Origin of the sequence: Demequina litorisediminis, from assembly GCF_030161615.1 — a bacterium.
Taxonomy (GTDB): Bacteria; Actinomycetota; Actinomycetes; order Actinomycetales; family Demequinaceae; genus Demequina; species Demequina litorisediminis.
The window spans coordinates 338,043-363,983 of the sequence record NZ_BSUN01000001.1 but is presented as its reverse complement, the minus strand read 5'-3'; the positions used below and the strand labels follow the sequence as shown (position 1 = coordinate 363,983).

The window sequence follows — 25,941 nt, the reverse complement described above, 5'->3', positions numbered from 1 at the left end:
CGACGGCACCGAGCCTCGCGGTCGATCTGGTCGGCGACGGTCCCGGAGATCCGTTGGTGGTGATTCCCGGTGGGCCATGCCGTAACCCCGTGTATCTGGGTGACCTCGGTGGGCTCGCCGCGCATCGGCCGCTCGCCATCGTGCACGTTCGTGGCGCCGGTCGCACAGGTCACCTCTCGCGCGGCTGGTGGAATGACGCCGACGACGTCCTTGCTGTGGTCGACGCGCTGGGTCTCGAGGCCCCGGACGTGCTGGCCCACTCCGCAGGCACACGACTGGCCATCGCCGCCGCCACGCGGTTTGAGGGCCGTTTCCGATCACTCGCACTCGTGACTCCCGCCGCAGCGTGGCTCACCGGCACGGCCCATGACGGTGCGGCAGTCGCGGCGCGCCGGAAAGAGCCCGAGGTCGCGGCGGCCGTCGCAGCGTTCAACGAGCCGGACCCCGAGGACGACCGGCAGTTCGCCGAGGCCCTTCGTGTGCAGGCGCCTGCTGGATACGCGCGCTGGGCCGTCCGTGAGCAGCGGCATGCCGGGTTAGGCGCCTCAACGCTGGCAGCAGCGCGCGCATGGTTTCGCGACGTTCCCGACGACGCTGCGGAGCGTGTTCGTGCGGCGGCTCTCCCGCCGACGCTTGTCGTGGGCGGCGCCGAGGACATCCTCAGCGGCGTTGAACCCGTGCGGGCCTATGCCGACGCGCTCGGCGCGGGCTTAGCGTGGATCGAGAAATGCGGCCACTACCCGTGGGTCGAACGTCCGCAGGAATTCATCCACGCCGTCGTTCCGTGGTGCGTCGCTGCTCGTTAGTCCCATGCCCGACGGCGTCGGGGAGTGAGTCGCACCGCGGGAAGCGGGGAGCGGGGATGCGGGTGTCGCCGTGCCCGGCGACCTCTCCGAACCGCTCCGAGCGCGCCTCCCAGTCGTCGCGCGCCGCGGCGATGTCCTCGTGGGAGCGCCCGATGAAGTTCCACCACATCACGAGGTCCTCGGCGAAGGGCTCGCCTCCCAGGATGAAGACGGTCGCGTCGGTCGCCGCGGTGACGGTGATCCCGTGACGTCCGTCGCCCAGGTAGAGCAGCCCGCGAGGAGGTAGCGCCGTCTCGCCGTCCGCAACGGTTACCTCGCCGTCGACGTGGACGATGCCGTGCTCCCAGGCCGGGTCGAACGGCAACTCGACGGTGGTCCCGGCGGTGAGCGCGACCTGCGCTCCCACCAGCGGCGTATGCGTCGTGGCGGGTGAGCGCACGCCCGCAAAGGTGCCCATGACCACGGTGGCCACGGCATCGGCCCCACGGGAGGCTTGGAGCGCGACGGACGGAAGGTCGGCGTGAGTCTCGAACGCGGGGGCGCCCGCCCGGGACGCGTCCGGTAGCGCGACCCAAAGGCTGGAGGGCGTCCAGAAGGTCGTCATCGGAGCCCAGCGAGTACTCGGAGTGCGCCACCCCGTTGCCCGCGGTCATGAGGTTGAGCCTGCCCCACGTCGAGCACCGTGTCTACGCCAAGGGTGTCGCGATGGCGGATGCGTCCGGTGAGCGGCCACGTGACGGTCTGCAGGCCCGTGTGCGGGTGGGGATCCACGCGCATGGTGACACGCTGCGGCCCGAAGCGGTCGACGAAGCACCACGCGCCGATGGTCGGGAGGTCCCGGTAGGGCAGGACGCGCTGCACGCTCATGGCGCGCAGGCCACCCAACGGCACCTCACGCGCCTCGAGCGGGATGAGGCGCTGCCCTGGGCGGTTCATGACCTTTCGGGCCACAGCACCTCGAGGTCTGCCACCTCGTTGCGGCTGAGGTAGCGCGCGATGTAGGGGCACAGGGGGATGACGGCGAGGCCACGCGCCGCGACATCGGCAAGGGCGTCCGCCGCGAGAGTGCGGGCGGCCGACGTGCCGCGGAACGCCTCGAAGACCTCGGTGTGCGTCATCGCCAGGGTGCCGTCACCCTCGATGAAGTCGATAAAGCCGGCGGTCTCGCCGTCGACGCTTACCTCGTAGCGGTGGGAGGTGTCGTCCCGTGTCACGTGAAGGACCTGGGCGTCGGGCATGCGGGTTCCTTTTCGTCGTCGAAGGGGGTGCCTTGGACCTTACTCCCGCACGCGGTGGTCGCGGCGGAAGGTCGCACAACCGTGACCTTCCGCCGCGTGTGACTCACCCGAAGTCGAGAAGGTCTCCCAGCCACGACTCCTTCTTCTTGCGGCGACCGTACGAGTTGCGGTCGTTGTCATAGCGGCGCTCGTCGTACCGCTCGTTGTCATACCGGCGCGACCGGTCATCGGCCACACGCTGCTGCTGCGGGGCGGGAGCCTCATGCTGCGCCGAGCGCTCGATGATCTTGTCCAGTTCGCCGCGGTCAAGCCACACGCCTCGGCACTGCGGGCAGTAGTCGATCTCGACGCCCTGGCGGTCGCTCATCACGAGCGTCGCGTCATCCACGGGGCACTTCATTCTCGGTCTCCTTCGTCGGGGATCGGGTCAGCGGTGGCGCCGCCGGTGCGGCACTCCGTGCCGACCCAACGCGCGGGGCGTCATCCCTGCTCCCGGGGCTCCCGCATCGGCCCGCCGCTAGCCGGCCGAGGGCGTGTGCGAGCCTCCGGTGGCGAGGCGCATCAGGTCGCTCGACAGGTTGATGCCCAACTCCGTCCCGCCGGCGGACCCGTACTCGTGCTGATAGGCGCCCCAGGTCTCCCCGCGCACCGCACGAGCAAAGCCCGACTCCATCAGCAGGACCAGCCTCCTGAGCCGCGCGCGCGATGCGCGAGGTGAGCGCCGTCGACGAGAAGTCCTCGGGGGCGGCGAACAGGCCCGTGGGCACCGGCAGCGTGCGCAGGTAGGCGAACAGCGAGCGCATCTCCTCATCGACCACAAGGGCGTGACGTGCCGTCCCGGCGGTCGCCGCGAGGATCACGGGCTTGCCGATGAGCAGGTCGTTGTCGAGCACCTGCAGGAAGCCGGTGAAGGCCGCCGATGCTCCCGCCTTGTAGACCGGGGCGGCGGCGATGATGCCGTCCGCATCGACCAACGTGTCGATCGCCGCACGGAACTTGGGGCCCATGAACTGGCTCGACAGCGCCTGGGGCAATTCCGGAAGGAGTTCGCGGATCTCGATGACGGACACTCGCACGTCGTGGCCGCGTTCGCGGGCCAGCGACGTGACGCGCTGGGCGGCGCGGTCGGCAAGCATCTTGGTGGAGGAAGGGTCGGACGCTCCTGCGGAGACGACGACGAGGTGGAACGTGTCGGCGGTCATGACTGCTCCTTGCCTGCGAGCCTGAGAGAGAGGGATTCCAGGAGGCGCATCTCGTCCTCGGTGAGTGCGGAGGTCACGGCCTCGGCCACGGCGGTGCCGTGCGCGCGGCCCACCTGACGCTGAAGTGCGGCGCCGTCGTCGGTCAGGGACAACTGGTGGGCGCGGGCATCGTCCGGATTGGTGCAGCGGAAGACGAGGCCGCGCTGCACCAGCCGGTCCACGAGCCTCGACAGGGCGGGCTGGCTCAGCAGCACGCCCTCACCGAGGTCGCGGAGCCTCAGCGGAGATTCGGCCTTAGCGAGCGTGTAGAGGACGTCGTACTCGCGCACGGACAGTCCCTCCCACACGTCCTGCTCGGTGAACCGGCGCATGAGGACGGCGTGCGCGAGCATCGTCGCCTCCCACGTCTGGTTCGCGAGCCGGGTGCGCGTACGGGAGTCCGATGCGGTGGCTGGGGTGGTGGTCATCGTCGCCTCACAGAGTGGGGTAGATGGCCTCGGCGCCCTCGGAGTCCTGGTACGGCGAGGCTCCGGTGACGTTGTCGCCGCGGTTGGCGTTGGGGCGAGGCTGGCGGGGCTCAGCGTCGCCATACTTGGCGTGCACGAGGTCCGCGTGGCTCGGCGGGTTGGAAGCGACCTCGGGGTCGCGCTTGGACTCGAGCTCCTTGCGCAGCACCGGGACCACCTCGCCGCCCAGCAGGTCCAACTGCTCCAGCACCATGTCGGTGGGAAGGCCCGCGTGGTCGATGAGGAAGAGCCTGACGCTGGTAGTCACCCACGTACTCGCGGAAGGTCATGATCTTGTCGATGACCTCCTGGACCGAGCCGACGGCGAGCGGCGTCATCGAGGAGAAGTCCTCCAAAGAGGGGCCGTGACCGTAGACCGGGGCGTTGTCGAAGTACGGGCGGAAGCGGTCCCTGGCCTCCTGGCTGGTCTTGCCGATGAAGGTCTGGCCGCCGAGGCCCACGATCGCCTGCTTGGCGGTGCCGTGGCCGTAGTGCTCGAAGCGCTGGCGGTAGAACTGCACCATGCGCTTGGTGTGCTCCTTGGGCCAGAAGATGTGGTTCGCGAAGAAGCCGTTGCCGTAGTACGCGGCCTGCTCGGCGATCTCCGGGGTGCGGATCGAGCCGTGCCACACGAACGGCGCCACGTCGTCGAGTGGACGGGGCGTCGAGGTGAAGCCCTGGAGGGGCGTGCGGAACGAGCCCTCCCAGTCCACGACGTCCTCGCGCCACAGGCGGTGCAGGAGGTTGTAGGCCTCGAGGGCGAGGGGCAGGCCCTGGCGGATGTCCTGGCCGAACCACGGGTACACCGGCGCGGTGTTGCCGCGCCCCAGCATGAGGTCCATGCGGCCGCCCGAGAGGTGCTGCAGCATCGCGTATTCCTCGGCGAGGCGCACCGGGTCGTTGGTGGTGATGAGCGTGGTGCTCGTCGTCACCGTCAGGGTCTCGGTCTGCGCGGCAATGCTGCTCAGCAGCGTCGTGGGGGAGGAGGAGAAGAAGGGCGGGTTGTGGTGCTCGCCGACGGCGACGACATCGAGGCCCACTTCCTCGGTCTTCTTGGCGATGCGCACCAGGTCGCGAATGCGCTCGGCCTCGGAGGGCGTGTAGTCGTTGACGGGATCGCGGGTGATGTCCGAGACGGACATGATGCCGAACTGCATGGTGTGCTCCTTGGTCGAGGCGTGTCGTAGGACCTGGGTCCTAATATATGCGTTTGCATCTAATAACGCCAGTGGAGGCGGTTCATTCCCAAGGGCTGGGCCCGGATGTCGGCGTGGTGTCGCGTCCCGCGAATTGATGGAATGATGAATCCGTCAAGTCGCTCCAGCCTGGGACGTGTGCATGCCCTTCTCCGCTCCGCTCAACGAGGTCAAGGCTGACCTCTTCAAGGGCCTCGCTCACCCCGTCAGAATCAGGGTGCTCGAGTTGCTCGCCGAGGCCGACGAGCGCACGGTCGCCGACCTGCTCAATCAGACGGGCCTGGAGGCCTCGCACCTCTCTCAGCACCTGAGGGTGCTGCGCGGCTACGGGCTCGTCGCCTCGGAGCGTTCCGGTAGGCTCGGTGTCCTACCGCCTCGCGCACCCGACGGTCGCCGGTCTCCTCGGTGCCGCACGCGAACTGCTCCGCGACGTGATCGAGGAACGCGGACGGCTCGCCGGGGAATCAGCGTGACCACGCCGTCGTGGCGGTCGCTGCTGCCAAGCCGCCGCGACTACGCGGGACTGTCTCGATCGTGGCGCGTCGATGTTCTCGCGGGCGTGTCCGTGGGTGTGGTGGCGCTGCCGCTGGCGCTCGCGTTCGGTGTGACGTCCGGGGCGGGGGCGGAGGCGGGGCTCGTGACGGCCATCGTTGCGGGAGTCGTCGCGGCCGTCTGGGGCGGCTCGTCGGTTCAGGTCTCTGGTCCTACGGGGGCGATGGTGGTGGTGCTCGCGCCCATCCTCGCCGAACGTGGCCGTGAAGGCTCTCGCGCTCGTGACCGTCATGGCAGGCGTCCTCGTGCTCGCCGCGGGGGCCGCGCGCCTGGGCCGCCTGGTGGGACTCATTCCGTGGCCCGTGATCGAGGGATTCACCGTCGGAATCGCGATCATCATCTTCTTGCAGCAGGTGCCCGCTGCGCTCGGGGTCGAGGAATCCGCGCACGGGGCGAAGGCCTGGCGTGCCGCGGTCGATGCCGTCGCGGGCGCCGACCTCTCCTCCGCATGGCGTCCCCTTCTCATCGCAGCCTGCGTCGCCGTCTTCATGCTGGTGTGGCCCCGCGTGACACGCGCGGTCCCGGGGGCGATCCTCGCTATCGTGCTGGCGACCGTCATCACCGCGGCCCTGGGAGCCGGGGTGCCGGTCATCGGTGACCTGCCGGCGGGGTTGCCGATGCCCCAGGCACCCGCGCTGTCGCTCGGGGCCGTGATCGCTCTTGCCGGCCCTGCGTTCGCTATCGCCGCGCTGGCCGCGATCGAGTCGCTGCTCTCGGCTCGCGTGGCAAGCACCTATCCGGGCACGGATGGCTACGACGCCGATCGCGAACTCGTGGGGCAGGGGCTCGCCTCGGTGGCATCGGGCTTCTTCGGTGGGATGCCCGCCACGGGAGCCATTGCCCGCACGGCCGTCAACGTGAAGGCGGGGGCGCGCACGCGACTGGCGGCCATCGTCCACGCGCTCGTGCTCCTTGTCATCGTGCTGATCGCTGCCCGTGCGGTGGGGATGGTGCCGCTATCCGCGCTCGCGGGCGTGCTCATGGTGACGGCCGTGACCATGGTGCGCCCAGCCATGGTGCGCTCGGTGATGCGGGCGTCACGCGGCGACGCGGTCCTGTTCATCCTGACCGCGGTCGTGACGGTCAGCGTGGACCTGATCTACGCCATCGTCATCGGCGTGGCGGTCGCGGCGGCCCTCGCATTGCGCTCGGTGGCAGCGGCCGCCGGAGTGCATCGCGAGGAGTTGCCCGGAGGTGCCGTTGCGGGAGACGAGCGCATCGCGCTGCTGCGCCTCGATGGTGCGCTGTTCTTTGGGGCCGCGGACCGCGTCCTGGAGCGTGTGGCGCGCATCGACCACGTGGACGTGGTGATCCTCCGCATGTCGCAGTTGGACCTGCTCGATGCGACGGGGGCCCAGGTGCTCGGCGAGGTGGTGTCCTCGCTCGAGCAACGCGGCGTGACCGTGCTCATCAAGGGTGTTCAGCCGCGACACCTGCCGCTGCTGGAGCATGCGGGAGCCCTCACCGCCCTGACCGACGACACCCACCTCATCGCAGACTTGGATGCGGCGGTGGCGCGCGGGCGCGCCATGGTGGCGGCGCGCTGAGGCTCTCGACGGGCGCGGACCGCCACGGCCACCCTTGGGGCGGCCGTGGCGATCAGGCGGAGGCGGGTTCTTGGGTGCGGACGACGCGCTTCGCCATGACCCCCGCCAGCACGATCACGAGCACGCCGAAGACCGGCACGAGGGTGAGGCCCACCCTCAGCGAGGTCTGATCGGCGATCCAGCCCACCAGCGGAGGTGAGCCGAGGAAGGCCAGGCGCAGCAGCCACGACAGGATCGTGAGCCCAGTTCCCGCCCGCAGCCCCGGAAGGCTCATCCGCGGCATGCATGGCCCCCGGGATAAGGGTGGCGACGCCGAATCCCGCTGCACCGAATCCCGCGATGGTGCCCCACGGCGAGGGGAAGGCGAGCGCAAGGCCCATGCCGACGGCCACCAGGGCGCCGCCGGAGCGCGCGACGGCACGTTGGCCCCAGCGATCGACCATGCGGTCGCCCAGCATGCGGCCGATGAACTGGCACCCCTGCATCGCGATGAACGCGAAGGCGGCGAGGCCCGCGCCGGCCAGGAGCTCGTCCTGCATGTACGACGCCGACCAGGTGGACGCGGCGTCCTCGGCCCAGCCGCCCGCGATCGCGATGATGGTCAGCGCGATGAGGACGCCCCAGGTACGCACCGGGATCCGGGTGAGCGGCGTGTGCTGCGGCACCACCGCCTCGTCGGCCGCGTGGTCCACCTCGGCCTCCGTCGCGGTGTCCTTGGACAGCAACATCGGGAAGGCGACGAGGTTCGCCACGATGACAATGACAAGCGAAAGGACAAACTGCCACGGCACGCCGATGCCCAGGCCGGCACACGCGCCACCGATGAGTCCACCCACGACCGCGCCGATGGACCAAAGCCCGTGGAAGGAGTTGAGGATCGAACGCTGGTAGAGCCTTCTGGACTTGGAGGCCGTGCGCGTTTTGCGCGACGTCCACCCACGCGTCGGTGACTCCCACCAGGAACAGGGCGGCGCCGAACAGCCAGACGTTGGGCGCCGCACCGGCGGCAAGCATTGCCGCCGCGCTCCCGACCATGGTGATGGTGGCGACCCGTGCGGAGCCGAAGCGTCGGATCATGGCGCCTGCGAACAGGCCGAGCGCCAGGGCGCCAATCGACCACATCGCCATGGCGACGCCGAGCGTTCCGTACGAGATGCCAAGGTTGGCGCGGATCTCCGGCACGCGCGGGGCGAAGCCGCCCAGCACGATGCCGTTGGTGAAGAAGATCAGCGCCACGCCGAGTCGGGCGCGCCGCAGGTGGGGCGCCACGGCAGGGACGGGGGACGTGGGCACGACTGTTACTCCTTGGCGGCGATGGTGAACGGAGCGGCGATGAGGTCCGCAAGGCGTGAGGTGGCGCCCACCAGGAGCGTGAACTCACCGGGCTCCACGACGCGTTCGCCCGCGGCGTTGACGATGCTGCACGCGCTCGCGGCGACCTCGAGGGCCACCGACGCCGACTCGCCGGGCTGGAGCGCCACCTGCGCGACGGCCTTCACCACGGTCGGCCCACGTGGCGGACGTGACGTTGTCGCGCACGTAGCCCTGCACAGTCTCCAGGACGGGGCGCACGCCGGTGTTGGTGACCGTGACGGTCGCGCGGATGGTGTCCGTCAGGCCCACGGTCGACGCCTCGAGCACCACGTCCCCGTACTCGACGGACGAGTAGGAGAGCCCGTCGCCGAAGACCCACTGCGGCTCCTGCGTCAGGTCGGCGTAGCGGTAGCCGTGCTGCGCGTCGATCTGGTTGTAGAACGTGGGCTGCTGGCCCACGTGGCGCGGCCAGGACAGGGGCAGGCGGCCGCTGGGCTCGATGGCACCCACGAGGAGGTCACCCACGGCGCGGCCCCCGGCCATGCCGGGGTTGGCGGCCCAGATGACGGCCGATGCCTTGGCGGCCGAGGGCGGCAGAACGTGCGGCTTGGAGGCGAGGACGACGAGGATCACCGGCGTGCCGGTGGCGACGAGGGCGTCGAGCAGCGCCACCTGGCCGCCCAGGAGCTCGAGCGTGGCGGTGGACTTACCCTCGCCCACGAGTTCGATGCGGTCGCCGAGCACCGCCACCACGGCATCAGCGCCGGAGGCGGCAGCGACGGCCTCATCGATCATCGCCTGGTCAGGCTCGACGGGGAAGGCGATGTGCGGTCGCGGCTGGCCATCGGGGAAGAATGCCCCCTTGGGGTCGGGGCCCGTGGTGATGATCTCTGCGCCCTTGGCGTAGGTCACCTCGGAGCCCTCGGGTGCGGCGGCGCGTACGCCGTCCAGGACCGTCGTGATCATCTCGCGCGGGTGGCCCTGCATGAGCCAGTCGGCCTGGCCCGAGGCGCCGGCCCAGTCGCCGAGCGTGGTGTGGGGGTCGTCGGCGTTCGGGCCCACGATGGCGAGGCGCAGCGGCCTGTCGGCGGGAAGCGGAAGGGTGCCGTCGTTCTCGAGCAGCACGAGCGAGCGCCGCGCCACCTCAAGGTTGAGGTCGCGGTGGGCGGGCGAGGCGATCACCTCGCGCTGGCGTGCGGGATCGGGCAGGCGGACGTCCTCGAACAGGCCCAGGTCGAACTTGAGGGTGAGGATCCTTGCCACGGCCTCGTCGATGCGGGACTCGTCCAGCAGGCCCTGTGCCACGGCGTCCTGGGCGCCCTGGAAGAAGGCAGGGGTGGTCATGATCATGTCGTTGCCTGCGTTGACGGCCGCGGCCGATGCCTGGGCGTAGTCGGGGAACAGGCGCTGCTCCCGCACCAGGTTGCCGACGTTGTCCCAGTCGGTGATGAGGGTGCCGGTGTAGCCCCACTCCTCGCGTAGCACGTCGTTCAGCAGCCACTTGTTGATGGTGATGGGCACGCCGTCGGTGGCCTGGTAGCCCAGCATGAAGGTGGCCGAACCCTCGCGGGCAACGCGCTCGAAGGCGGGCAGGTACCAGGAGCAGGCTTGCGGCGCGAGATGTCCGCCTCGGAGGCGTCACGCCCGCCCTGGGTTTCGGAGTAGCCGGCAAAGTGCTTGGACGTGGCGAGGATGGCGGTGGGGTCGTCGAGGCCGTCGCCCTGGTAGCCACGGACCATGGCCGCTCCGAGTTCGCCCAACAGGTACGGGTCCTCGCCGAAGGTCTCGGACACGCGGCCCCAGCGCAGGTCGCGTGCGATGCACAAAACGGGGGAGAAGGTCCAGTGGATGCCGGTCGCCGCAACCTCCACGGCGGTGGCCCTCGCCACGCGCTCAAGAAGATCGGTGTCAAACGTGGCGGCCATGCCCAACTGCGTGGGGTAGATCTCGGCGCCCTCGAAGAAGGAGTGGCCGTGAATGCAGTCCTCGCCGATGAGGAGGGGGATGGCAAGCCGGGTGCGCGAGTTGAGCTCGTGAGCCTGCGCCAGGCGCTCGGGCGAGGCATGCAAGATCGACCCGACGTGCATCTCCTCGATGAGGTGCGGCACTCCGTCGTACGTGTGCATCTGCATCATCTGTCCGACCTTCTCGGGCAACGTCATGCGGCCCACGAGGTCGGCGACGCGCTCGGAGGTGGAAAGCGAAGGGTCGAGGTAAGCGGCGGTGGTCACGCGCGAATCCTTTCGATAGGAGGTGATGCGCATCAGAGTAGCCTAATTCCTACCGTGTGGTAAGTTCAGGTGCGTGAGCAACGATTCGACCATCGGTCAGGAACGCACGTACGCCCGCGGACGCGCCACCAAGGCGCATCTCCTCGATGTCGCACGCGACCACTTCGCCGAGTTTGGCTACCGTGGCAGGCTCGCTGCGAGACATCGCACAGCGCGCGGGGATGTCCCACCCGGGCCTGCTCTATCACTTCCCCACCAAAGAGGCGCTGCTCATGGCAGTGCTGGAGCGGCGCGATCAGGTCGATGGCGAGGTCAACCCGGTGCGCGGCGAAGACGGCTTGGTGGCTCTGCGCAACCTGGTGGCATCCGCGTACCGCAACGAGGCCAATCGGGGAGTGGTGGAACTGTTTGCCGTGGTCTCCGCGGAGGCCACCTCGGCCGAGCATCCGGCCCACGAGTTCTTCGTGGCACGCTACGAGCGTCTTGTCGCGTCCGTGACTCGGGCCTTCGAGGAGGTCCGAGCCGCGGGGCTCCTTCATGAGGGCATCGATCCCGACGTGGCGGGCGTCCAGACGGTGGCGCTCATGGATGGCCTACAGATCCAGTGGCTCCTGGGCTCCACGGCGCTGTCGATGGGCGATGCCATGCGTGCGCACTTCGCGGCCCTCGTCGACGCCGAACTCTAGGGCCATGGTCCCGACGAACGAGCCTCGGGTATCAGTTATGTGACGGTTGTGACAACTTGGCAAAGACCTGCGGTTTTGTCGCCGTGCGTCGGCGTGTCGGGCTACGTTGTGAGTGAGACGCCTCGGACGCCTCACCTGTCAAAGCCGACAACACCCCGTCGCAAGGAGAGAACGCCATGTCAACCACCCCCGTCCCCACCGATCAAGATGTCGCCGGCCCCGTCGGCTCGAAGGTCGGTTGGATCTTCCTCAGCATCAGCCGTATCGCTATCGGCTTCTACTTCCTGTGGGCCTTCCTCGACAAGACCTTCGGACTCGGATTCTCGACCTGCCGCACCACCGCCGACGATGGTTCATTCACCATCGACGCGTTCTGCGACAGCGCATGGATCCACGGCTCGCGCATCACCGAGGGCTACCTCGTCTACGGCGGTAACTCGCAGAGCCCCTTCAACGACTTCTACGTGAACCTGGGCGGCCAGGCCTGGACCGACGTGCCCTTCATGCTGGGCCTGCTCGGCGTTGGTCTTGCGCTGATCCTGGGCATCGGCTCGCGCATCGGCGCCATCTCGGCGACCGCCATGCTGCTCATGATGTGGACCACCCAGATCCCGCTGTCGACCAACCCCTTCCTGGACGACCACATCATCATGATCGTTGCCGTCTGGGCCGCCGTTCTCCTCGAGGTCCGCTACCAGGCCATCGGCATCGGTTCCTGGTGGAAGCGCCTCGACATCGTGCAGAAGAACCGCTGGCTCATCTGACACATCGCACGTGACCCGTCAACGGCGGGGTGGCCTCAGGGCCGCCCCGCCGTCGGCGTGTGTGGGGCCGATGCGGTGGGCGAGCGGACCTCGCTGATCACCGAGCGCACCACCTGAGGGAGGAGATCTCGGCTCCTCTTGGCCGCCCACGGCGCACCGTGACGCGCGAGCCACCACACGCGCGCCACGCGTGATGGGGTGCGCGCAGGTGCCGGGATCGCGGCGGTGCGCGGCCACCGGGCGGCGAGAGACGCGACCGCCGCGCTTGCGAGCGCCCGATGCCCCCGTGGGGAGGGGTGGATGCGGTCGATGTGCCACGCGGCCGCTCCCTCGATCGCGAAGATCACCGAGCCGTCAAGGACGGTGACGTCCGTGGTGGCCGCGGCGCGGCGCAGCGCCGTGTTGACCGCCTGGGCACGGCGCGCCATCGCGCGTGCGATCCCGCGTGGCAGCAGGTCAAAGAGGCCGATGCGGTCGATCGTCACCACCACCACGCGCGCTGGCGACGACGTCAACGCGGTCAGCGCGTCGCGCGTCGCGGTCTCGACCTCGTCCGCGTCGAAGTCGCCCCGCAGGGCATCGTTGCCGCCGACGGTGAGCAGGACGATGTCGGGCCGCAGTCGTTCAACCCGGCTCACCTGAGCGGCAAGGTCCCTGGCCCGCACGCCATTGGCCGCGAGGTTGGTGAAGGCGCTCGCTCCGAGCGCCGTCGCGACGAGCGCGGCCCAACCCACCGAGCCCCACTGGGACTCGATCCCGTCTCCCACACCCAGCGTGATCGAGTCGCCCATCGCGACCACGCGGGGCCCGGTCATGCCCGTTCACCGACGCGCACCCCGGCGAGCGCCCGCTCGTGGAGCGCCTCCATCGTCGCCACAGTCGCCGACCACGGCATCGTCTCCGCACGGGTCCGCGCGGTCGCGCGGCGTGTCGCGGGGTCGCGCGCCATGACAGCGAGGATCCCGGCCGCGACGTCTCCCGGGGTGCCGCGCACGGCCACCCCGGCATCACCCACCACCTCGGGAAGGGCGGATGCGGCGTGCGACACCACTGGGGTGCCGCTTGCGAGCGCCTCGAGTGCCGCGAGGCCAAAGGTCTCGATGGGGCCGGGTGCGACCACCGCATCGGCGGAGGCCAACAAGGCGGCAAAACGCTCGGCGTTGTCGACGAATCCGAGGAAGTCCACGGGAAGGTCCGCGGCCAGCCGCCTCAGCGCAGGTTCCATGGCTCCCGTCCCAGCGATGACCAGGCGCACGCGGTGACCGCGGCCACTGAGCAGTCGCACGGCCTCGACCGCGAGGTGGGGAGCCTTTTCGCGTGACAGGCGCGACGCGAGGACCACGAGAGCCTCGTCATTGTGGGCGAGAAGGTCACGGATGGCGGGGTCACGGCGCGACGGGTGGAAGCGGGCGAGGTCGACCCCGAGCGGCACGGTGACCGTGGGGAGCCCGAGGCGGCGGAACTCGGTCGCGGCATAGTCCGTGGTGCAGGCGACGGTGTCGAACCGACGATGCGTGCCGCGGTGGTGCGCGTCGACGGCCCGCCGTAGCGCCGCGGACGTTGCCCATCGGGGTGCGACGTGGGCTCGGACCACCCCGTCCACGCGCTCGTGAGCGAAGAAAACGCTCGGGATGCCCGCCGCGCGTGCCCAGTCGCCGAGCGGGCGCAGCGTGGTGCGGTCGGATACCTCGAGGACGTCGGGAGCGAAGGCCGTCAACACCTCGTGGACCTCCGGGAGTCGCACGATGGCGCGATAGCCGCCGGTGCGCGGCAAGAGGGGGATCGCACGGTCGCGCGCATACCCCACGGGGTGGCCTCCACGGCATCCTTCGTGCCCGGCACCACCATGAGCACGTCGTGCCCTCGCCGCCGGTAGCCGCCGCCAAGGGCGTGCATGGCGGTCCGTAGCCCGCCCGAGCGTGGCCCGTAGAAGTTGGCAACGTGCGCGATCCTCATGCGGTCACCCCCGTCATCGCCGCCAGGTGGCTTTCCGATGGCCGTCCTGCGTGGGCGGCGATGACGCGCGCGTAGTGCTCCAGCAGGCTCCGCGCTGACGCGGTCCCACGTGCGGTCACGTACCGCGTCGCGAGCGTGGGCGCCTGCCCTGTCTCGCCAGTCGTCGTCACGCACCAGTTCCTGAACGGTGCTGACCAGTTCTTCTGGCCTGCTGGGCTCGTACAACCGACCGGTCACGCCCTCCGCGACCAGGTCGACGGGCCCGCCGCGGCGCGGTGCCACCACGGGAACGCCTGAGGCGTGCGCCTCCTGAATGGTCTGGCAAAACGTCTCGAGGTCGCCGCAGTGCACGAACAGGTCAAAGGACGCCATGGCCCGCGCCAGTGCCGCGCCGCCAAGGAATCCGGTGAAAACGGCGTGGGGGAGCAGTGCCTCGAGCGATGCCCTGCTCGGGCCGTCGCCAACGATGACGAGCCGCGCGCCCTCGACGTCGGCGAGCCGCGCAAGGTGGTCCATGCGCTTCTCGGGAGCGAGCCTGCCCACGTAACCGATGATCCGTTCGCCGCGCGGCGCCCAGGAGCGCCGGAGCTCGGGGTCGCGCCGCGAGGGCTGGAATCGGGTCGTGTCGACGCCGCGGCCCCACCGGGCTAGCCGCGGGACTCCGTGGGAAGCCAGTTGTTCCTGCGCGTGCGAGGACGGCACCAGGGTGAGATCCGCGAGGGAGTGAAGGTCGCGCACGCGGTTCCACAACAGGGCCTCGCCCCACGGCGCCCGATAGCGGCTCGCGTAACTCGGCACCTCGGTTTGGTAGACCGCCACGGTGGGGAGGCCGAGCGCGCTGGCCGCCTTGACCGCTGTCCATCCCAGCATGAAGGGAGACGCGAGGTGCACCACGTCGGGGCGAAACTCGGCGAGGAGTCGCTCCACCCTGGCGGCGCTAGCCATGGACACCCGCACCTCGGGGTAGCCCGGCCATCCCACGGAGGGCAGGCGCACCACAGGCGCGACCCCGTACCGCACGGGGCCGCGGCCTCGCGGATCCGGGGTGATGACGATGGCCTCGTGGCCATGCTTCGTCAGGTGCTCGATGATGCGCAGCAACGAATGGGTGACGCCATTCGCGTGCGGCAGGAAGGACTCGGCGACCAGCGCGACTCTCACGGCTTCCATGGTGGCCAGCGCGGAGTCACCGCGTCTCGTCAGGCAGGCGAAAGCCCGGTGAATCTTCGGTGTCAGGATCGTGACGGCCGATGCTCGCCGCATGGGATGATGGCGGGCATGCCGTCGACCCGCCTGACCCGTGTTCGCGCCGCCATCGCCGTGGCCCTTGCCGCGCTCGTCGCCGTGGCCGTCGCTCCGGCGGCATCGGCCCACACGGAGCTCACCGAGTCGACCCCCTCCGACGGCCAGACGGTCGCCCTGCTCGATGAGGTCTCGCTGACCTTCTCGAGTCCGCTCCTGGACATCGGCAGCGAGCCTCAGCATCGTCGATGCCGAGGGTGCCGTTCACGCGCTGGAGCCCACGTTCCCCGACACGACCACCATTTCCGCGCCCGTCGACGCGAACCTCCCCGCGGGCGACGCCCAGTTGGTGTGGCGCATCGTCGCCGAGGACGGCCATCCCATCGAGGGCGTCATCGACTTCACGTACGCCCCCGAGGGGGCCGATGCGACGGCCACCGCCACCGCTGAGGCCTCACCCTCCGCTGAGGAGACCGACTCCGCCTCGCCATCGCCCAGGCTCCTCGGCTTCTGCCGCCGACGACCAGGCGACCGCCGAGCCCACGGCTGAGCCCACGTCCGAGCCCACCATCGACGACGAGGGCGGCGTGCCCGCGTGGATCTGGTGGGTGGTGGGTGCCGCCGTCATCGGCACGGGCGTGACCGCGCTCGTGGCCGTCAGCCGACGGTGACCGATCTCCCCGCACTGAACGCTGCGGGGCAGCCGCGATGGCGCCTGCCCCCGACGGCACGCGCGCCCCGCGCGCGTTTCGTCCTGGCGGCCTTCGCCCTCATCGGGTTCTCGATCGGGATCTCGCAGAACGCCGCGCCTGCGGTGATGCAGGACCAGTTGCGCGACCTCGGCACCAGCGTGGACGTGCTCGGAATCGCTCAGGTCTCGTACTGCCTTGGCGTGGTCGTGGGCGCGCCCCTCATCCTCGTGGGCCTTGGTCGGGTGGGACGGCGCCCGCTACTCATTGCGCTGGCGTTCGCCTTCGCGGCGTTCTCGGCCGCGACATTCCTTGCCCCCACCGTGGAAGCGCTCATCGCGATCAGGTTTGTCGCCGGCCTGCCGCACGGCGCGCTGCTCGGGGTGGCGTCCTTCGTGGCGATGACGGTGCTGGGGCGCGAACGGCGCGGCACCGGCGTGGCGATCATCATGCTGGGCCTCACCTGCTCGCAGGTGGTCGGGGTGCCGTTCTCGCAGTGGTTGTCCGAGCAGGTGAGTGGCGCGCCTCGTACGCCGTCGTGGCCGGGGTGGGACTGGTGGCCTTCGCCGCGGTGTGGGCTTTCGCGCCCGCGGTGGCAGGCAATCCGCACGCGTCCCCGCGCAAGGAGTTGACGGCGATGCGCTCCGTGCCGCTGTGGACGGCAATCATCACCATCACGGTCGGATTCAGTGGCTTGGGCGCCGTGCTCGCCTACATCGTGCCGCTGCTCGAGGTCGACAACGGCCTCGATCCGTCGGACGTGACCTGGGTGCTGATGCTGTGGGGAGTCGGCACGTCCGTGGGTGCGTTCTGGGGCGGCAGGCTCACCGACCGCGACCACCGGGCTGCGAGTCGGCTCGGGCTGGGGCTGACCGCGCTCGCTCTGTTCGGCATCGGGGCGTTCGGCTCGTCCCCGTGGGCCACCGTGCCGCTGTTGTTCCTCCTGGCCGTCGCTACGCAGATCTTTGCCCAGAGCGGTCAGGTGCACCTGATGGACGTATTGCATGGATCGCCGTCGCTGGGTTCCGCTCTGTCCCACGCCGCCCTGAACGCCGCCTCGGCGCTCGGGACCGGTATCGGTGCCCTCATCATCGCCGTCGGCCTGGGCTACCAGGCCCCCGCCTGGGCCGCGCTGGTCCTGACTGCCGTGGCCCTGGTGCTCGTCCGGGTGGGACCGGGATATCGACGTGCCGAGGCCGCGCCCGCACTATGAAAGAGTTGTCCCCATGATCCTTCGCCTGGGCACCCGCGCCTCCGCCTTGGCGCGCACCCAGTCCGGCATGGTCGCCCGCGACATCGAAGCGGCCGCTGCCGCGCGTGGTCTCGACCTCACCGTTGAACTGGTCCACATCACCACCGAAGGCGACGTCAACCGCGCCTCGCTCGTGGGGCTCAGCCAGACCGGAGTCTTTGTCAACGCCTTGCGCGACGCCTTGCTGGCGGATGAGTGTGACCTCTTGGTCCATTCGCTCAAGGACATTCCGGTCGAGCAGCCTCACAACATCGAACTGGCCGCTGTGCCGCCACGTGAGGATGTGCGCGACGCCCTGTGCGCACTCGGCTCCTCGCTGGAGGACCTTCCCGCAGGCGCCCGCGTGGGCACCGGCTCGCCGCGCCGCGCCGCTCAGGTTCTCGCACTGCGTCCCGACCTTGTCGTCGAGGGCATCCGCGGAAATGTGGACACGCGCCTGGGCAAGGCTCCACGACGGCTTCGACGCCGTGGTCCTCGCCGCGGCGGGCCTCAGCCGTCTTGGCCGGCTCGAGGACGTCACCGAGTTCTTCGCACCGGAGGCGATGGTTCCTGCGCCGGGCCAGGGTGCGCTGAGTATCGAGATTCGGCCCGATGCGGATCCCGAGTGGGCCGATGTGGTGCGCTCGCTCGACGACGCCGACACCCGCGCGGCCGTCCTCGCCGAGCGCACGGTGCTGCAGGTCCTCGAGGCCGGCTGCGCCGCGCCCGTGGCCGCCCACGCCACCGTCGCGGCGGGCATCGTCACGCTCCACGCGCGGGTAGTGAACACTGCCGGCACCCTCGTACTGAACGAAACCGCCACCGGACCGGCCGCACAGGCCGCATCCGTGGGCCGACGCATCGGACACACTCTGCTCGGCCGTGGCGCCGCGCGCCTGATGGGAGGCACCCCGTGAACCTGTCGATTCTGGAAGGCAAGCGTCTGCTGGTGCCCGTCACCGCCGAACGCCGCCACCTTGCTACGCGACTCGCCGCCGCAGGCGCGCTGGTGGAAGAGGTCGAGTTCATCAAGATCGATGGACCGGCCGATGCCGAGCGCCTCGAGGAGGCCACCCTCGCCTGGTGCGCGGGCGACTACGACTGGATGGCCGTCACCAGCCGCAACGCCGTGTTGGCGATGGACCGCATCGCCCGCAGGCGCGGCACGTCGCTCGGCAACGCTCAGCCGGAGGCGAAGGTCACCACCGTGGGCGAGGCGACTCGTACGGTGTGTGCCGAGGTGGGGCTCGACGTCACCCTGGTGCCGGTGGACAAGCAGAACGCGCGCGGCATGGTCGCGGAGTTCCCCGAGGGCACGGGCAAGGTGCTCGCGCCGCTGGGTAACCTCGCCTCGCCCGTGCTGGAGCGCGGACTGGCGCGCAAGGGCTGGACGGTCGACGTGGTCGAGGCGTACCGCACCGTGGATGGCGACGGTCCCGACCCCGACGTGCGCGAGATGCTCGCCGACGGCACCATCGACGCCGTGCTGCTGACCTCCGGGTCCGTCGCCGAGCGCCTGGCCGCGACGGTTCCCGAGCCGTCCAGCGACGTGATGCTGATCGCCATCGGCGACATGACGGCCGCAGCGGCTCGTGCCGCCGGCTTCACGCTTGCCGCGGTCGCGCAGGCGCCGTCCTACGACGGCATCGTCGCGGGCCTGATCGAGGCACTCGACGCTGACCGCGTCGCCGACGAGACGGCCGATGGGCCGGCGGAGGCGGAGCAGGAGCGCGAGCCCGAGGACGCCACCGAGGTCGAGGCAGACATCGCGAATCCCGACGAACTGGTCGAGGCCGAGACCCACGTAGATGCCGAGGAGAGCGTTGATGGCGACGACGTTGTCACCGACGCCGAGCCCGTCGGCGAGGAGCCCGCGATCGACGAGGGTTCCCGCGGTGGCGACGACACCGAGACCCCCGAGGACGACGCCGCCTCTGCCGACGCGGAGGACGAGCCCACCGCCGTGCCGTGGGCACCGGTGATGATCGCCGACGAGGACCGCCGATGACCCTCGTGCGCCGCCCGCGCCGTCTGCGCACCACGCCCGCCATGAGGCGCCTGGTACGCGAGACCCGGGTACATCCCGCGCAGGCTCGTGCTGCCCGTGTTCGTGCGCGAGGGCCTGACCGCACCGCGTGCCATCGACTCGCTTCCCGGCGTCTCCCAGCACACCCTGGAGTCGTTGGCAGGGGTCATCGATGAGGCCGCCGCGGCGGGCATCGGCGGCATCATGCTGTTCGCCGTCCCCGAGGTGCGCGACGCGACCGGCACCGCCGCGTGCGACGCGCACGGCATCCTGAACCTCGCCATCGAGAAGGCGGTCCAGGCATCGGCCGGACGCCTGGTGGTCATGGCGGACCTCTGCCTCGACGAGTTCACCGACCACGGTCACTGTGGCGTCCTCGCGGCCGATGGCACCGTCGACAACGACGCGACCCTCACCGTCTACGCGTCCATGGCCCTCGCGCAGGCGCGCGCAGGCGCCGAGGTGCTGGGCCTGAGTGGCATGATGGATGGCCAGACGGCGGTGGTGCGCGAGGCACTCGACGCCGAAGGATTCACCTCGGTCAGCATCTTCGCGTACAGCGCCAAGTACGCCTCCGTGGCCTACGGACCGTTCCGGGATGCCGTGGAGTCCGATCTCCAGGGCGATCGCAGGGCGTACCAGATGGACCCCGCGAACCGGCGCGAGGGTCTCGTGGAGTCGACTCTCGATGAGGCCGAGGGTGCGGACATCGTCATGGTGAAGCCTGCCCTGCCGTACCTGGACGTGCTTGCCGACGTGGCCGCAGCATCGGCCGTGCCCGTGGCCGCGTACCACGTGTCGGGGGAGTACTCGCAGATCGAGGCCGCCGCGCAGCGGGGCTGGATCGACCGCCGCGCCGCGCACCTCGAAGCGGTGACGTCGATCGCGCGTGCGGGAGCAGACATCGTGCTGACGTACGCGGCCGTGGAGGTCGCGACCTGGCTCAAGGAGGACATGTGAGCATCCGTGCCGACCGCGCCGCGGCCATCCTGCCCGGAGGCGTCAACTCGCCCGTGCGCGCCTGGAACGGCGTCGGGGAGAGCCGGTGCCGATCGCCTCGGCGCTCGGCGCACGGGTGACCGATGCCGACGGCCGCGAGTACGTCGACCTCGTCGGCTCCTGGGGTCCCGCCATCCTTGGCCACGCGCACCCGACCGTCGTCCAAGCGGTCCAGGAGGCCGCCGCGCGCGGCCTTTCGTTCGGCGCCACCACGGAGCGCGAGGTGGAACTGGCCGAGGAGATCCGCGGCCGGTACGCCCCCGCCGAGCGCGTCCGCCTCGTGTCGACCGGCACCGAGGCCACGATGACCGCGATCCGGCTTGCGCGCGGTGCGACCGGCCGCGACGTCATCGTGAAGTTCGCCGGCTGCTACCACGGCCACTCCGATGCGCTCCTCGTCGCCGCGGGCTCCGGCCTCGCGACCGCGGGCGTTCCCGACTCCGCTGGCGTCACCAAGGGGGCGGCCGCGGACACCCTCGTGCTTCCGTACGGTGACGAGGACGCGCTGACCGCCGCCTTCGCGGAGCACGGGCAGTCGATCGCCGCGGTGATTACCGAGGCGGCGCCGTGCAACATGGGCACCGTGCGGCCCCCGTAGGTTTCAACCGTCTCATCGCGACCCTGTGCCGCAACGAGGGGGCAGTCTTCATCGTCGACGAGGTCCTCACCGGTTTCCGTGCCGGCCCTGCGGGCTACTGGGGCGTCGAGCGCGACGCGGACCTCGCCGCTAGCGTCGAGCCGTGGCAGCCCGACCTCGTCACGTTCGGCAAGGTCATCGGTGGCGGCATGCCCGTCGCCGCACTCGGCGGTCGCACGGACCTCATGGAGCAGGCTCGCTCCGCTGGGTCCGGTGTACCAGGCGGGAACGCTGTCGGGTAATCCCGTCGCCGTGGCCGCGGGTCTCGCCACGATGCGTGTCCTGACCGACGATGTCTACACGCACCTCGGTGCGCTTGCCGACCGCCTCATCGGCGGCGTGTCCGCCGCGTTCGGCGAGGCGGGCGTGACGCACGCCGTGGGCCGCGCGGGCACACTCTTCTCGTACTTCCTTGGCCTGGCCGATGCGCCCGTCACCTTCGAGCAGGCGGCGGCGCAGGACACGGGTGCCTTCGCCGGGTTCTTCCACGCGATGCACGACGCGGGCGTCTACCTTCCCCCAGCGCGTTCGAGACGTGGTTCCTGTCGCACCAGCACACCGAGGCGGACGTCGACGCGATCGTCGCCGCGGCATCGGCCTGGGCGAAGCGCGCCTGACGCGCTGACCCCCGGCTCCCTGGGAGTCACTGAGTGCCCGGTTTCCGAGGAATCCGCGCACTCAGTGACTCGTAGCGCGCCCTTGCCGGGCCTCACCTCACGGCGACCACCCCCGTGAGGTGAGAAAGAGTTTCACCACGTTTCACACAAGCCGCCCGGCGGCGAAACATCCCCTCCCTACCGTGAGAAGGGTCCGAAAGATCGCTGATGCGGAGCGATCGAGAGCCGATGGCGGCCCGGACATCCACCACACACGGAACCCTGGGGAGGGGTCATGTCCGTACAGGACCGGCAAGATCAGGCAGCACCCGCAGGCTGTCGAGCCCGGCGTCATCGGCAAGGGCCGATGGATCGAGCGTTGGACGCCAGAGGACACCGTCTTCTGGGAAGCCAAGGGCAAGGCGATCGCCTTCCGCAACCTCATCTTCTCCATCGTCGCCGAGCACATCGGCTTCTCCATCTGGATGCTGTGGTCCATCGTGGTGGTGCGCATGTACGGCACCTTCGACGATGCCGGCACCCTGGTCACCGCGGGCGCCAACGGCTGGGCGCTGACCGCCGAACAGGGCCTCACGCTCCTGGCGGTTGCCTCCGGCGTCGGCGCCTTCCTGCGCATTCCCTACACGTTTGCGGTACCCGTCTTCGGCGGCCGCAACTGGACCGTCATCTCGGCGCTGCTGCTCATCATCCCGACGGCCGGGCTCGCCTGGGTCGTGGAGCGTCCCGACACCTCCTTTGGTGTCCTGGTGGCGATCGCCGCGACCGCGGGCTTCGGAGGCGGCAACTTCGCGTCCTCGATGTCCAACATCACGTTCTTCTACCCTGATAAGGAGAAGGGCTGGGCGCTTGGGCTGAACGCCGCGGGCGGCAACATCGGCGTCGCGGTCGCGCAGAAGCTCGTACCCGTCGTGATCGGCATCGGCGGCGTCGGCCTCGCGATGGCGGGCCTGGTGTACTTGCCGCTCGCCGTCATCGCCGCCGTGCTCGCCTTCGTGTTCATGGACAACCTGCGCGAAGCCAAGGCCGACCCCAAGCCCACCGGACGCTCGCTGCGTCACCCCCACACCTGGCTGATGGCGTTCCTCTACGTGGGCACGTTCGGGTCGTTCATCGGCTACTCGGCCGCGTTCCCGACGCTGCTCACGGTGGTCTTCGACCGGGCCGACATCGCGCTCGGCTGGGGCTTCCTCGGGGCCCTGCTCGGGTCGCTTGCCAGGCCGTATGGCGGACGCCTCGCCGATCGTTTCGGCGGCTCCATCATCACCGCGTGCGCGTTTGTCCTCATGGCCTGCGCGGGATGGTGCGCCGTCCTCGGAGTGCAGGGCGAGAACCTGCCACTGTTCTTCGTCGCCTTCCTGGCGCTGTTCCTCATCACCGGTCTCGGCAACGGGTCGACATACCGGATGATCCCGTCGATCTTCAACCGTCTGCGCGACGCCGACGGCGAGCCCGACGACGCTCGCATTCTCGACTTCAAGCGTCAGAGCGCGGGGGCTGTCGGCATCATCTCCGCGGTCGGCGCCTTCGGCGGCTTCGCCATCCCGTTCGTCTACAAGTGGTCGCGCGAGTCCTTCGAGGGCTCCATCGTGCCCGCCCTCCAGATCTACATCGGTGTCTTCCTCCTGATGGCCGCACTCACGTGGGTGTTCTACCTGCGCAAGGGCGCCCGGATGCAGGGAGTCTGAACGTGCCCGCATCGCACGGCACCGCGTCGCCCGGGGACGGTACCCCTCCGGGCGACGCGGTCGCGACCCACTGCCCGTACTGCGCTCTGCAGTGCGCGCAGACGCTGACCAGGACACCGGCCGATGCGCTGCTGCCCGTGGTGGTCGCGGGTCGCCAGTTCCCCACCAACAGGGGCGGGCTGTGCCAGAAGGGCTGGACCTCCGCGGAGGTCCTGCGAGCCAAGGACCGCATCACCACGCCCCTGATCCGCACCGCGGACGGCGGCTTTCGCGAGGCCGGCTGGGATGAGGCACTCGACCTGATTGCCACCCGCCTCGCGGCGCTGCAAACCCAGTACGGCAAGGACGCCGTCGCGATCTTCGGCGGTGGCGGGCTCACCAACGAGAAGGCCTACGCACTGGGCAAGTTTGCCCGGGTGGTGTTGGGCACCAGGTTCATCGACTACAACGGGCGGTTCTGCATGTCCTCCGCCGCAGCGGCCTCGAACCGGTCGCTCGGCCTGGACCGCGGCCTCGGCTTCCCGCTTGCCGACCTGGCCGGGGCCGATGCGGTGCTGGTCGTGGGCTCCAACATGGGTGTGACGATGCCGCCCTTCGTGCAGCACCTTGCCGGGGTGCGCGAGCGGGGCGGCCTCGTGGTCGTGGATCCGCGCGAGACCGTGACCGCCCGCCTCACGCACGACGACAAGGGCATCCATCTGGCCCCGGTGCCCGGCACGGACCTGGTGGTGCTCCTGGCGCTGGCCCACGTGGTCATCGCTGAGGGGCTCACCGACGGCACCTATCTGGAGCGCCGCACCACCGGTCTCGACGAGGTGCGACGCTCGGTGGCGTCGTGGTGGCCCGAACGCGCCGAGGCGGTCTGCGGCATTCCCGCCGACGAGCTGCGACGCACCGCACGGCTCTTGGCCGCCGCATCGCCGTCGCGGGGAGGCCGCGGGGCCTACATCCTGACCGGCCGAGGACTCGAACAGATGAGCCAGGGCACCGCCGGTGTCACGGCAGCGATCAACCTGGCGCTGCTGCTGGGGCTCGTGGGCACGCCGGGCTCCGGATTTGGTCCCGTCACGGGCCAGGGCAATGGGCAGGGCGGACGCGAGCACGGCCAGAAGTCGGACCAGGCTCCCCGGCTACCGGATGATCACGGACCCCGCCGCACGTGCCCACGTCGCCGACGTGTGGGGCGTGGACCCCGACACCCTGCCGGGTCCGGGCGTCCCGGCCATGCAACTGCTTGATGCGCTCGGCACGGCCAACGGACCTAAGGCCCTCCTGGTGCACGGCAGCAACGTGGTGGTCTCCGCGCCCAACGCCGACAAGGTGCGGGCGGACCTCGGCAGGCTCGACCTCTTGGTCGTCGCCGACCTGGTGCCGTCCGAGACGGCGCTGCTGGCCGACGTGATCCTTCCCGTCACCCAGTGGGCGGAGGAGGAGGGCACCATGACCAACCTCGAGGGTCGCATCATCCGTCGCCGCCAGGCCGCCGATGCGCCCCGTGAGGCCCGCTCGGAGCCTGTGGATCCTTGCCGCGCTCGCCGCGCGGCTCGGCGTCCCCACCGGCTTTCCCACGGACCCCCGTGAGGTCTTCGACGAACTGGCGCGGGCATCGGCCGGGGGCAAGGCCGACTACTCCGGCATCACCTACGACCGCCTTGATCGCGGCGAGGCGCTGTACTGGCCGGTGCCCGCCGCGGGCCACCCCGGCACGCCGCGAGTGTTCCTCGACGGCTTCCCCACGCCAGACGGGCGGGCGCGCCTCATCGCTGTCGACCACCATGCGCCGGACGACGACGTGCGTGCCGAGGCGCCGCTCTACCTCGTCACGGGCCGCGTGCTGCAGCACTACCAATCCGGTGCGCAGACGCGCCGAGTGGACGAACTCGTCGCCGCGCAGCCCGAACCGTTCGTCGAGGTCCACCCACTCCTCGCTGACCGCCTGGGGCTGGCTGAGGGGACTGTCGCGGTGATCACGACCGCTCGCGGTGAGGGGATGGCGACGGTGCGCATCACCGAGGCGATCCGTCCCGACACGGTCTTTATGCCGTTCCACTGGGCGGGCGTGGGTAGCGCTAACCGCCTCACGAACGACGCTACAGACCCCATCAGCGGCATGCCCGAGTTCAAGGTGACCGCCGTGAGCCTCGCGCCCGCGCGCGTGACGGAAGGAGCACCCGCATGAAGGTCGTCGTGATTGGCCACGGCATGGTCGGGTCGCGGTTCGCCGAGGACCTGATCGCCAGGGACACCGATGCCCGTGTCACCGTGCTCGGCCGTGAGCAGGCGGGCCCGTACAACCGGGTGCTGCTCTCGAGTGTGGTGGCGGGCAAGGTTGCCCCGGAGTCGCTGGCCATGAGCGCCGTCGCGGGCGAGCGTGCCACGGTACTGGACGGCGTCCACGCCATCGAGATCGACCGGGCCGCTCGCACCGTGCTCGACTCGCGCGGCGACCTTCACACCTACGACCGGCTGGTCCTCGCCACCGGCTCCGCGGCGCGCATCCCCGACATCCACGGCATCGCCACCGACAGGGGACTGATGCCCGGCGTCAGCGTGCTCAAGGACGTGGCCGATGCCCACAGCATCCTGGCGCGCATCCCGAAGGCCAGGCGTGCGGTGGTCCTGGGGGCCGGCGTCCTCGGACTCGAGGTCGCCACCGGCCTCGCAGCGCGCGGCATCGCCGTCACGCTGGTCCACCACTCCGGCCGCGTGATGGAGCGTCAACTCGGGGACGCCGCCGCCCAGATCGCGACGGGCTCGCTCGCCAAGGCTCGGCGTCAAGGTCGTCACCGAGACGTCGGTGGCGGCGGCGATCGATCG

19 protein-coding genes and 12 pseudogenes are annotated in these 25,941 nt (G+C 70.2%); 17 read left to right on the top strand and 14 right to left on the bottom strand.

What is annotated here, in order from left to right:
• The first annotated feature begins 53 nt into the window (after window positions 1-53).
• Complete coding sequence (locus QQK48_RS02235) at window positions 54-806, top strand: alpha/beta fold hydrolase (protein ID WP_431308268.1); 753 nt, start codon at window positions 54-56, stop codon at window positions 804-806.
• Here the strand turns inward: QQK48_RS02235 and QQK48_RS18755 are convergent.
• The 7 genes and pseudogenes from QQK48_RS18755 to QQK48_RS02205 all read right to left on the bottom strand — a co-directional run bounded on the left by QQK48_RS18755 (window position 766) and on the right by QQK48_RS02205 (window position 4,909).
• Entirely contained in the window at window positions 766-1,410 is a 645-nt protein-coding gene (locus QQK48_RS18755; protein ID WP_348523390.1) for a pirin family protein, read from the bottom strand. The two genes, QQK48_RS02235 and QQK48_RS18755, sit on opposite strands and share 41 nt — an antisense overlap.
• Window positions 1,407-1,742 (bottom strand): pirin family protein, encoded by a 336-nt coding sequence (locus QQK48_RS18750; protein WP_348523389.1) that lies wholly within the window; start codon window positions 1,740-1,742, stop codon window positions 1,407-1,409. Before QQK48_RS18750 ends, QQK48_RS18755 begins: the two co-directional genes overlap by 4 nt.
• The gene (locus tag QQK48_RS02225; protein ID WP_284327340.1) at window positions 1,739-2,044 is read right to left on the bottom strand and encodes a GNAT family N-acetyltransferase; all 306 of its coding nucleotides are present in this window, start codon (window positions 2,042-2,044) and stop codon (window positions 1,739-1,741) included. The genes QQK48_RS18750 and QQK48_RS02225 overlap by 4 nt, the downstream gene beginning before the upstream one ends.
• A gap of 103 nt (window positions 2,045-2,147) precedes the next feature.
• Entirely contained in the window at window positions 2,148-2,444 is a 297-nt protein-coding gene (locus QQK48_RS02220; protein ID WP_284327339.1) for a TFIIB-type zinc ribbon-containing protein, read from the bottom strand.
• Entirely contained in the window at window positions 2,425-3,246 is an 822-nt protein-coding gene (locus QQK48_RS02215) for a CE1759 family FMN reductase (protein WP_284327338.1), read from the bottom strand. The genes QQK48_RS02220 and QQK48_RS02215 overlap by 20 nt, the downstream gene beginning before the upstream one ends.
• Window positions 3,243-3,713 carry a MarR family winged helix-turn-helix transcriptional regulator gene (locus tag QQK48_RS02210; RefSeq protein WP_284327337.1) on the bottom strand — a complete coding sequence of 157 codons (471 nt, stop codon included), beginning with the start codon at window positions 3,711-3,713 and terminating at the stop codon, window positions 3,243-3,245. The genes QQK48_RS02215 and QQK48_RS02210 overlap by 4 nt, the downstream gene beginning before the upstream one ends.
• Window positions 3,714-3,720: 7 nt before the next feature.
• Window positions 3,721-4,909: pseudogene (locus QQK48_RS02205) on the bottom strand (CE1758 family FMN-dependent luciferase-like monooxygenase).
• Between the two features lie 181 nt (window positions 4,910-5,090).
• On the opposite strand from QQK48_RS02205, the pseudogene QQK48_RS21015 reads away from it, so the two are divergent.
• The 3 genes and pseudogenes from QQK48_RS21015 to QQK48_RS21005 all read left to right on the top strand — a co-directional run.
• Window positions 5,091-5,246, top strand: a pseudogene (locus tag QQK48_RS21015) (ArsR/SmtB family transcription factor); the annotation flags it as partial.
• Between the two features lie 171 nt (window positions 5,247-5,417).
• Window positions 5,418-6,510, top strand: a pseudogene (locus tag QQK48_RS21010) (SulP family inorganic anion transporter); the annotation flags it as partial.
• The gene (locus tag QQK48_RS21005) at window positions 6,499-7,047 is read left to right on the top strand and encodes an STAS domain-containing protein (protein ID WP_431308389.1); all 549 of its coding nucleotides are present in this window, start codon (window positions 6,499-6,501) and stop codon (window positions 7,045-7,047) included. The pseudogene QQK48_RS21010 and the gene QQK48_RS21005, both read left to right, overlap by 12 nt.
• Window positions 7,048-7,099: 52 nt before the next feature.
• On the opposite strand, the gene QQK48_RS18745 is transcribed toward QQK48_RS21005, so the two are convergent.
• From QQK48_RS18745 to QQK48_RS02185, 4 genes and pseudogenes are all read right to left on the bottom strand, one after another.
• Window positions 7,100-7,321 carry a hypothetical protein gene (locus QQK48_RS18745; protein ID WP_348523387.1) on the bottom strand — a complete coding sequence of 74 codons (222 nt, stop codon included), beginning with the start codon at window positions 7,319-7,321 and terminating at the stop codon, window positions 7,100-7,102.
• A gap of 55 nt (window positions 7,322-7,376) precedes the next feature.
• Window positions 7,377-7,883: pseudogene (locus QQK48_RS18740) on the bottom strand (MFS transporter); the annotation flags it as partial.
• A 142-nt stretch (window positions 7,884-8,025) separates the two neighbouring features.
• A pseudogene (locus QQK48_RS18735) lies at window positions 8,026-8,229 on the bottom strand (MFS transporter); the annotation flags it as partial.
• A 116-nt stretch (window positions 8,230-8,345) separates the two neighbouring features.
• Window positions 8,346-10,625 (bottom strand): annotated as a pseudogene (locus QQK48_RS02185) (glycoside hydrolase family 3 N-terminal domain-containing protein).
• Window positions 10,626-10,774: 149 nt separating this feature from the next.
• Between QQK48_RS02185 and QQK48_RS02180 the strand changes: the two are divergent.
• The gene (locus tag QQK48_RS02180) at window positions 10,775-11,278 is read left to right on the top strand and encodes a TetR/AcrR family transcriptional regulator (protein ID WP_284327336.1); all 504 of its coding nucleotides are present in this window, start codon (window positions 10,775-10,777) and stop codon (window positions 11,276-11,278) included.
• 176 nt (window positions 11,279-11,454) lie between these two features.
• Window positions 11,455-12,042: a hypothetical protein gene (locus tag QQK48_RS02175; RefSeq protein WP_284327335.1), complete on the top strand. Its 588-nt coding sequence runs from the start codon at window positions 11,455-11,457 to the stop codon at window positions 12,040-12,042.
• A 35-nt stretch (window positions 12,043-12,077) separates the two neighbouring features.
• Here the strand turns inward: QQK48_RS02175 and QQK48_RS02170 are convergent, their stop codons facing one another.
• From QQK48_RS02170 to QQK48_RS02160, 3 genes are read right to left on the bottom strand one after another with little or no spacing between them, the layout of a single operon-like run.
• The gene (locus QQK48_RS02170; protein ID WP_284327334.1) at window positions 12,078-12,857 is read right to left on the bottom strand and encodes an SGNH/GDSL hydrolase family protein; all 780 of its coding nucleotides are present in this window, start codon (window positions 12,855-12,857) and stop codon (window positions 12,078-12,080) included.
• Window positions 12,854-13,786 (bottom strand): glycosyltransferase, encoded by a 933-nt coding sequence (locus QQK48_RS02165; RefSeq protein WP_348523386.1) that lies wholly within the window; start codon window positions 13,784-13,786, stop codon window positions 12,854-12,856. The genes QQK48_RS02170 and QQK48_RS02165 overlap by 4 nt, the downstream gene beginning before the upstream one ends.
• Window positions 13,756-15,168 (bottom strand): glycosyltransferase family 4 protein, encoded by a 1,413-nt coding sequence (locus QQK48_RS02160; protein ID WP_284327332.1) that lies wholly within the window; start codon window positions 15,166-15,168, stop codon window positions 13,756-13,758. Before QQK48_RS02160 ends, QQK48_RS02165 begins: the two co-directional genes overlap by 31 nt.
• 313 nt (window positions 15,169-15,481) lie before the next feature.
• Between QQK48_RS02160 and QQK48_RS21000 the strand changes: the two are divergent.
• From QQK48_RS21000 to QQK48_RS02105, 11 genes and pseudogenes are all read left to right on the top strand, one after another.
• Window positions 15,482-15,589, top strand: a pseudogene (locus QQK48_RS21000) (hypothetical protein); the annotation flags it as partial.
• 76 nt (window positions 15,590-15,665) lie between these two features.
• Window positions 15,666-15,911, top strand: a complete 246-nt coding sequence (locus QQK48_RS02150) for a hypothetical protein (protein WP_284327330.1) — start codon at window positions 15,666-15,668, stop codon at window positions 15,909-15,911.
• Window positions 15,908-16,561: an MFS transporter gene (locus QQK48_RS02145; protein ID WP_284327329.1), complete on the top strand. Its 654-nt coding sequence runs from the start codon at window positions 15,908-15,910 to the stop codon at window positions 16,559-16,561. Before QQK48_RS02150 ends, QQK48_RS02145 begins: the two co-directional genes overlap by 4 nt.
• A gap of 5 nt (window positions 16,562-16,566) precedes the next feature.
• The gene (locus QQK48_RS02140) at window positions 16,567-17,142 is read left to right on the top strand and encodes an MFS transporter (RefSeq protein WP_284329276.1); all 576 of its coding nucleotides are present in this window, start codon (window positions 16,567-16,569) and stop codon (window positions 17,140-17,142) included.
• Window positions 17,143-17,155: 13 nt separating this feature from the next.
• Window positions 17,156-18,077, top strand: a pseudogene (gene hemC, locus QQK48_RS02135) (hydroxymethylbilane synthase).
• Entirely contained in the window at window positions 18,074-19,168 is a 1,095-nt protein-coding gene (locus tag QQK48_RS02130; RefSeq protein WP_284327328.1) for a uroporphyrinogen-III synthase, read from the top strand. Before hemC ends, QQK48_RS02130 begins: the two are co-directional and overlap by 4 nt.
• Window positions 19,165-20,146 (top strand): annotated as a pseudogene (gene hemB / locus QQK48_RS02125) (porphobilinogen synthase). The gene QQK48_RS02130 and the pseudogene hemB overlap by 4 nt, the downstream one beginning before the upstream one ends.
• Window positions 20,125-21,439 (top strand): annotated as a pseudogene (hemL, locus tag QQK48_RS02120) (glutamate-1-semialdehyde 2,1-aminomutase). The pseudogenes hemB and hemL overlap by 22 nt, the downstream one beginning before the upstream one ends.
• Window positions 21,440-21,621: 182 nt before the next feature.
• The gene (locus QQK48_RS02115) at window positions 21,622-23,124 is read left to right on the top strand and encodes an MFS transporter (RefSeq protein ID WP_284327327.1); all 1,503 of its coding nucleotides are present in this window, start codon (window positions 21,622-21,624) and stop codon (window positions 23,122-23,124) included.
• 86 nt (window positions 23,125-23,210) lie between these two features.
• Window positions 23,211-25,303 (top strand): annotated as a pseudogene (locus QQK48_RS02110) (molybdopterin oxidoreductase family protein).
• Window positions 25,300-25,878, top strand: a pseudogene (locus QQK48_RS02105) (NAD(P)/FAD-dependent oxidoreductase); the annotation flags it as partial. The pseudogenes QQK48_RS02110 and QQK48_RS02105, both read left to right, overlap by 4 nt.
• Window positions 25,879-25,941: the final 63 nt, after the last annotated feature.

Coding starts and splice junctions, on each gene's coding strand:
- QQK48_RS18755 (WP_348523390.1), bottom strand. CDS start 1,410: ATGACGACCTTCTGGACGCCCTCCAGCCTTTGGGTCGCGCTACCGGAC.
- QQK48_RS18750 (WP_348523389.1), bottom strand. CDS start 1,742: ATGAACCGCCCAGGGCAGCGCCTCATCCCGCTCGAGGCGCGTGAGGTG.
- QQK48_RS02225 (WP_284327340.1), bottom strand. CDS start 2,044: ATGCCCGACGCCCAGGTCCTTCACGTGACACGGGACGACACCTCCCAC.
- QQK48_RS02220 (WP_284327339.1), bottom strand. CDS start 2,444: ATGAAGTGCCCCGTGGATGACGCGACGCTCGTGATGAGCGACCGCCAG.
- QQK48_RS02215 (WP_284327338.1), bottom strand. CDS start 3,246: ATGACCGCCGACACGTTCCACCTCGTCGTCGTCTCCGCAGGAGCGTCC.
- QQK48_RS02210 (WP_284327337.1), bottom strand. CDS start 3,713: ATGACCACCACCCCAGCCACCGCATCGGACTCCCGTACGCGCACCCGG.
- QQK48_RS21005 (WP_431308389.1), top strand. CDS start 6,499: ATGGTGCGCCCAGCCATGGTGCGCTCGGTGATGCGGGCGTCACGCGGC.
- QQK48_RS18745 (WP_348523387.1), bottom strand. CDS start 7,321: ATGAGCCTTCCGGGGCTGCGGGCGGGAACTGGGCTCACGATCCTGTCG.
- QQK48_RS02175 (WP_284327335.1), top strand. CDS start 11,455: ATGTCAACCACCCCCGTCCCCACCGATCAAGATGTCGCCGGCCCCGTC.
- QQK48_RS02170 (WP_284327334.1), bottom strand. CDS start 12,857: ATGACCGGGCCCCGCGTGGTCGCGATGGGCGACTCGATCACGCTGGGT.
- QQK48_RS02160 (WP_284327332.1), bottom strand. CDS start 15,168: ATGGAAGCCGTGAGAGTCGCGCTGGTCGCCGAGTCCTTCCTGCCGCAC.
- QQK48_RS02150 (WP_284327330.1), top strand. CDS start 15,666: ATGCGACGGCCACCGCCACCGCTGAGGCCTCACCCTCCGCTGAGGAGA.
- QQK48_RS02140 (WP_284329276.1), top strand. CDS start 16,567: ATGCGCTCCGTGCCGCTGTGGACGGCAATCATCACCATCACGGTCGGA.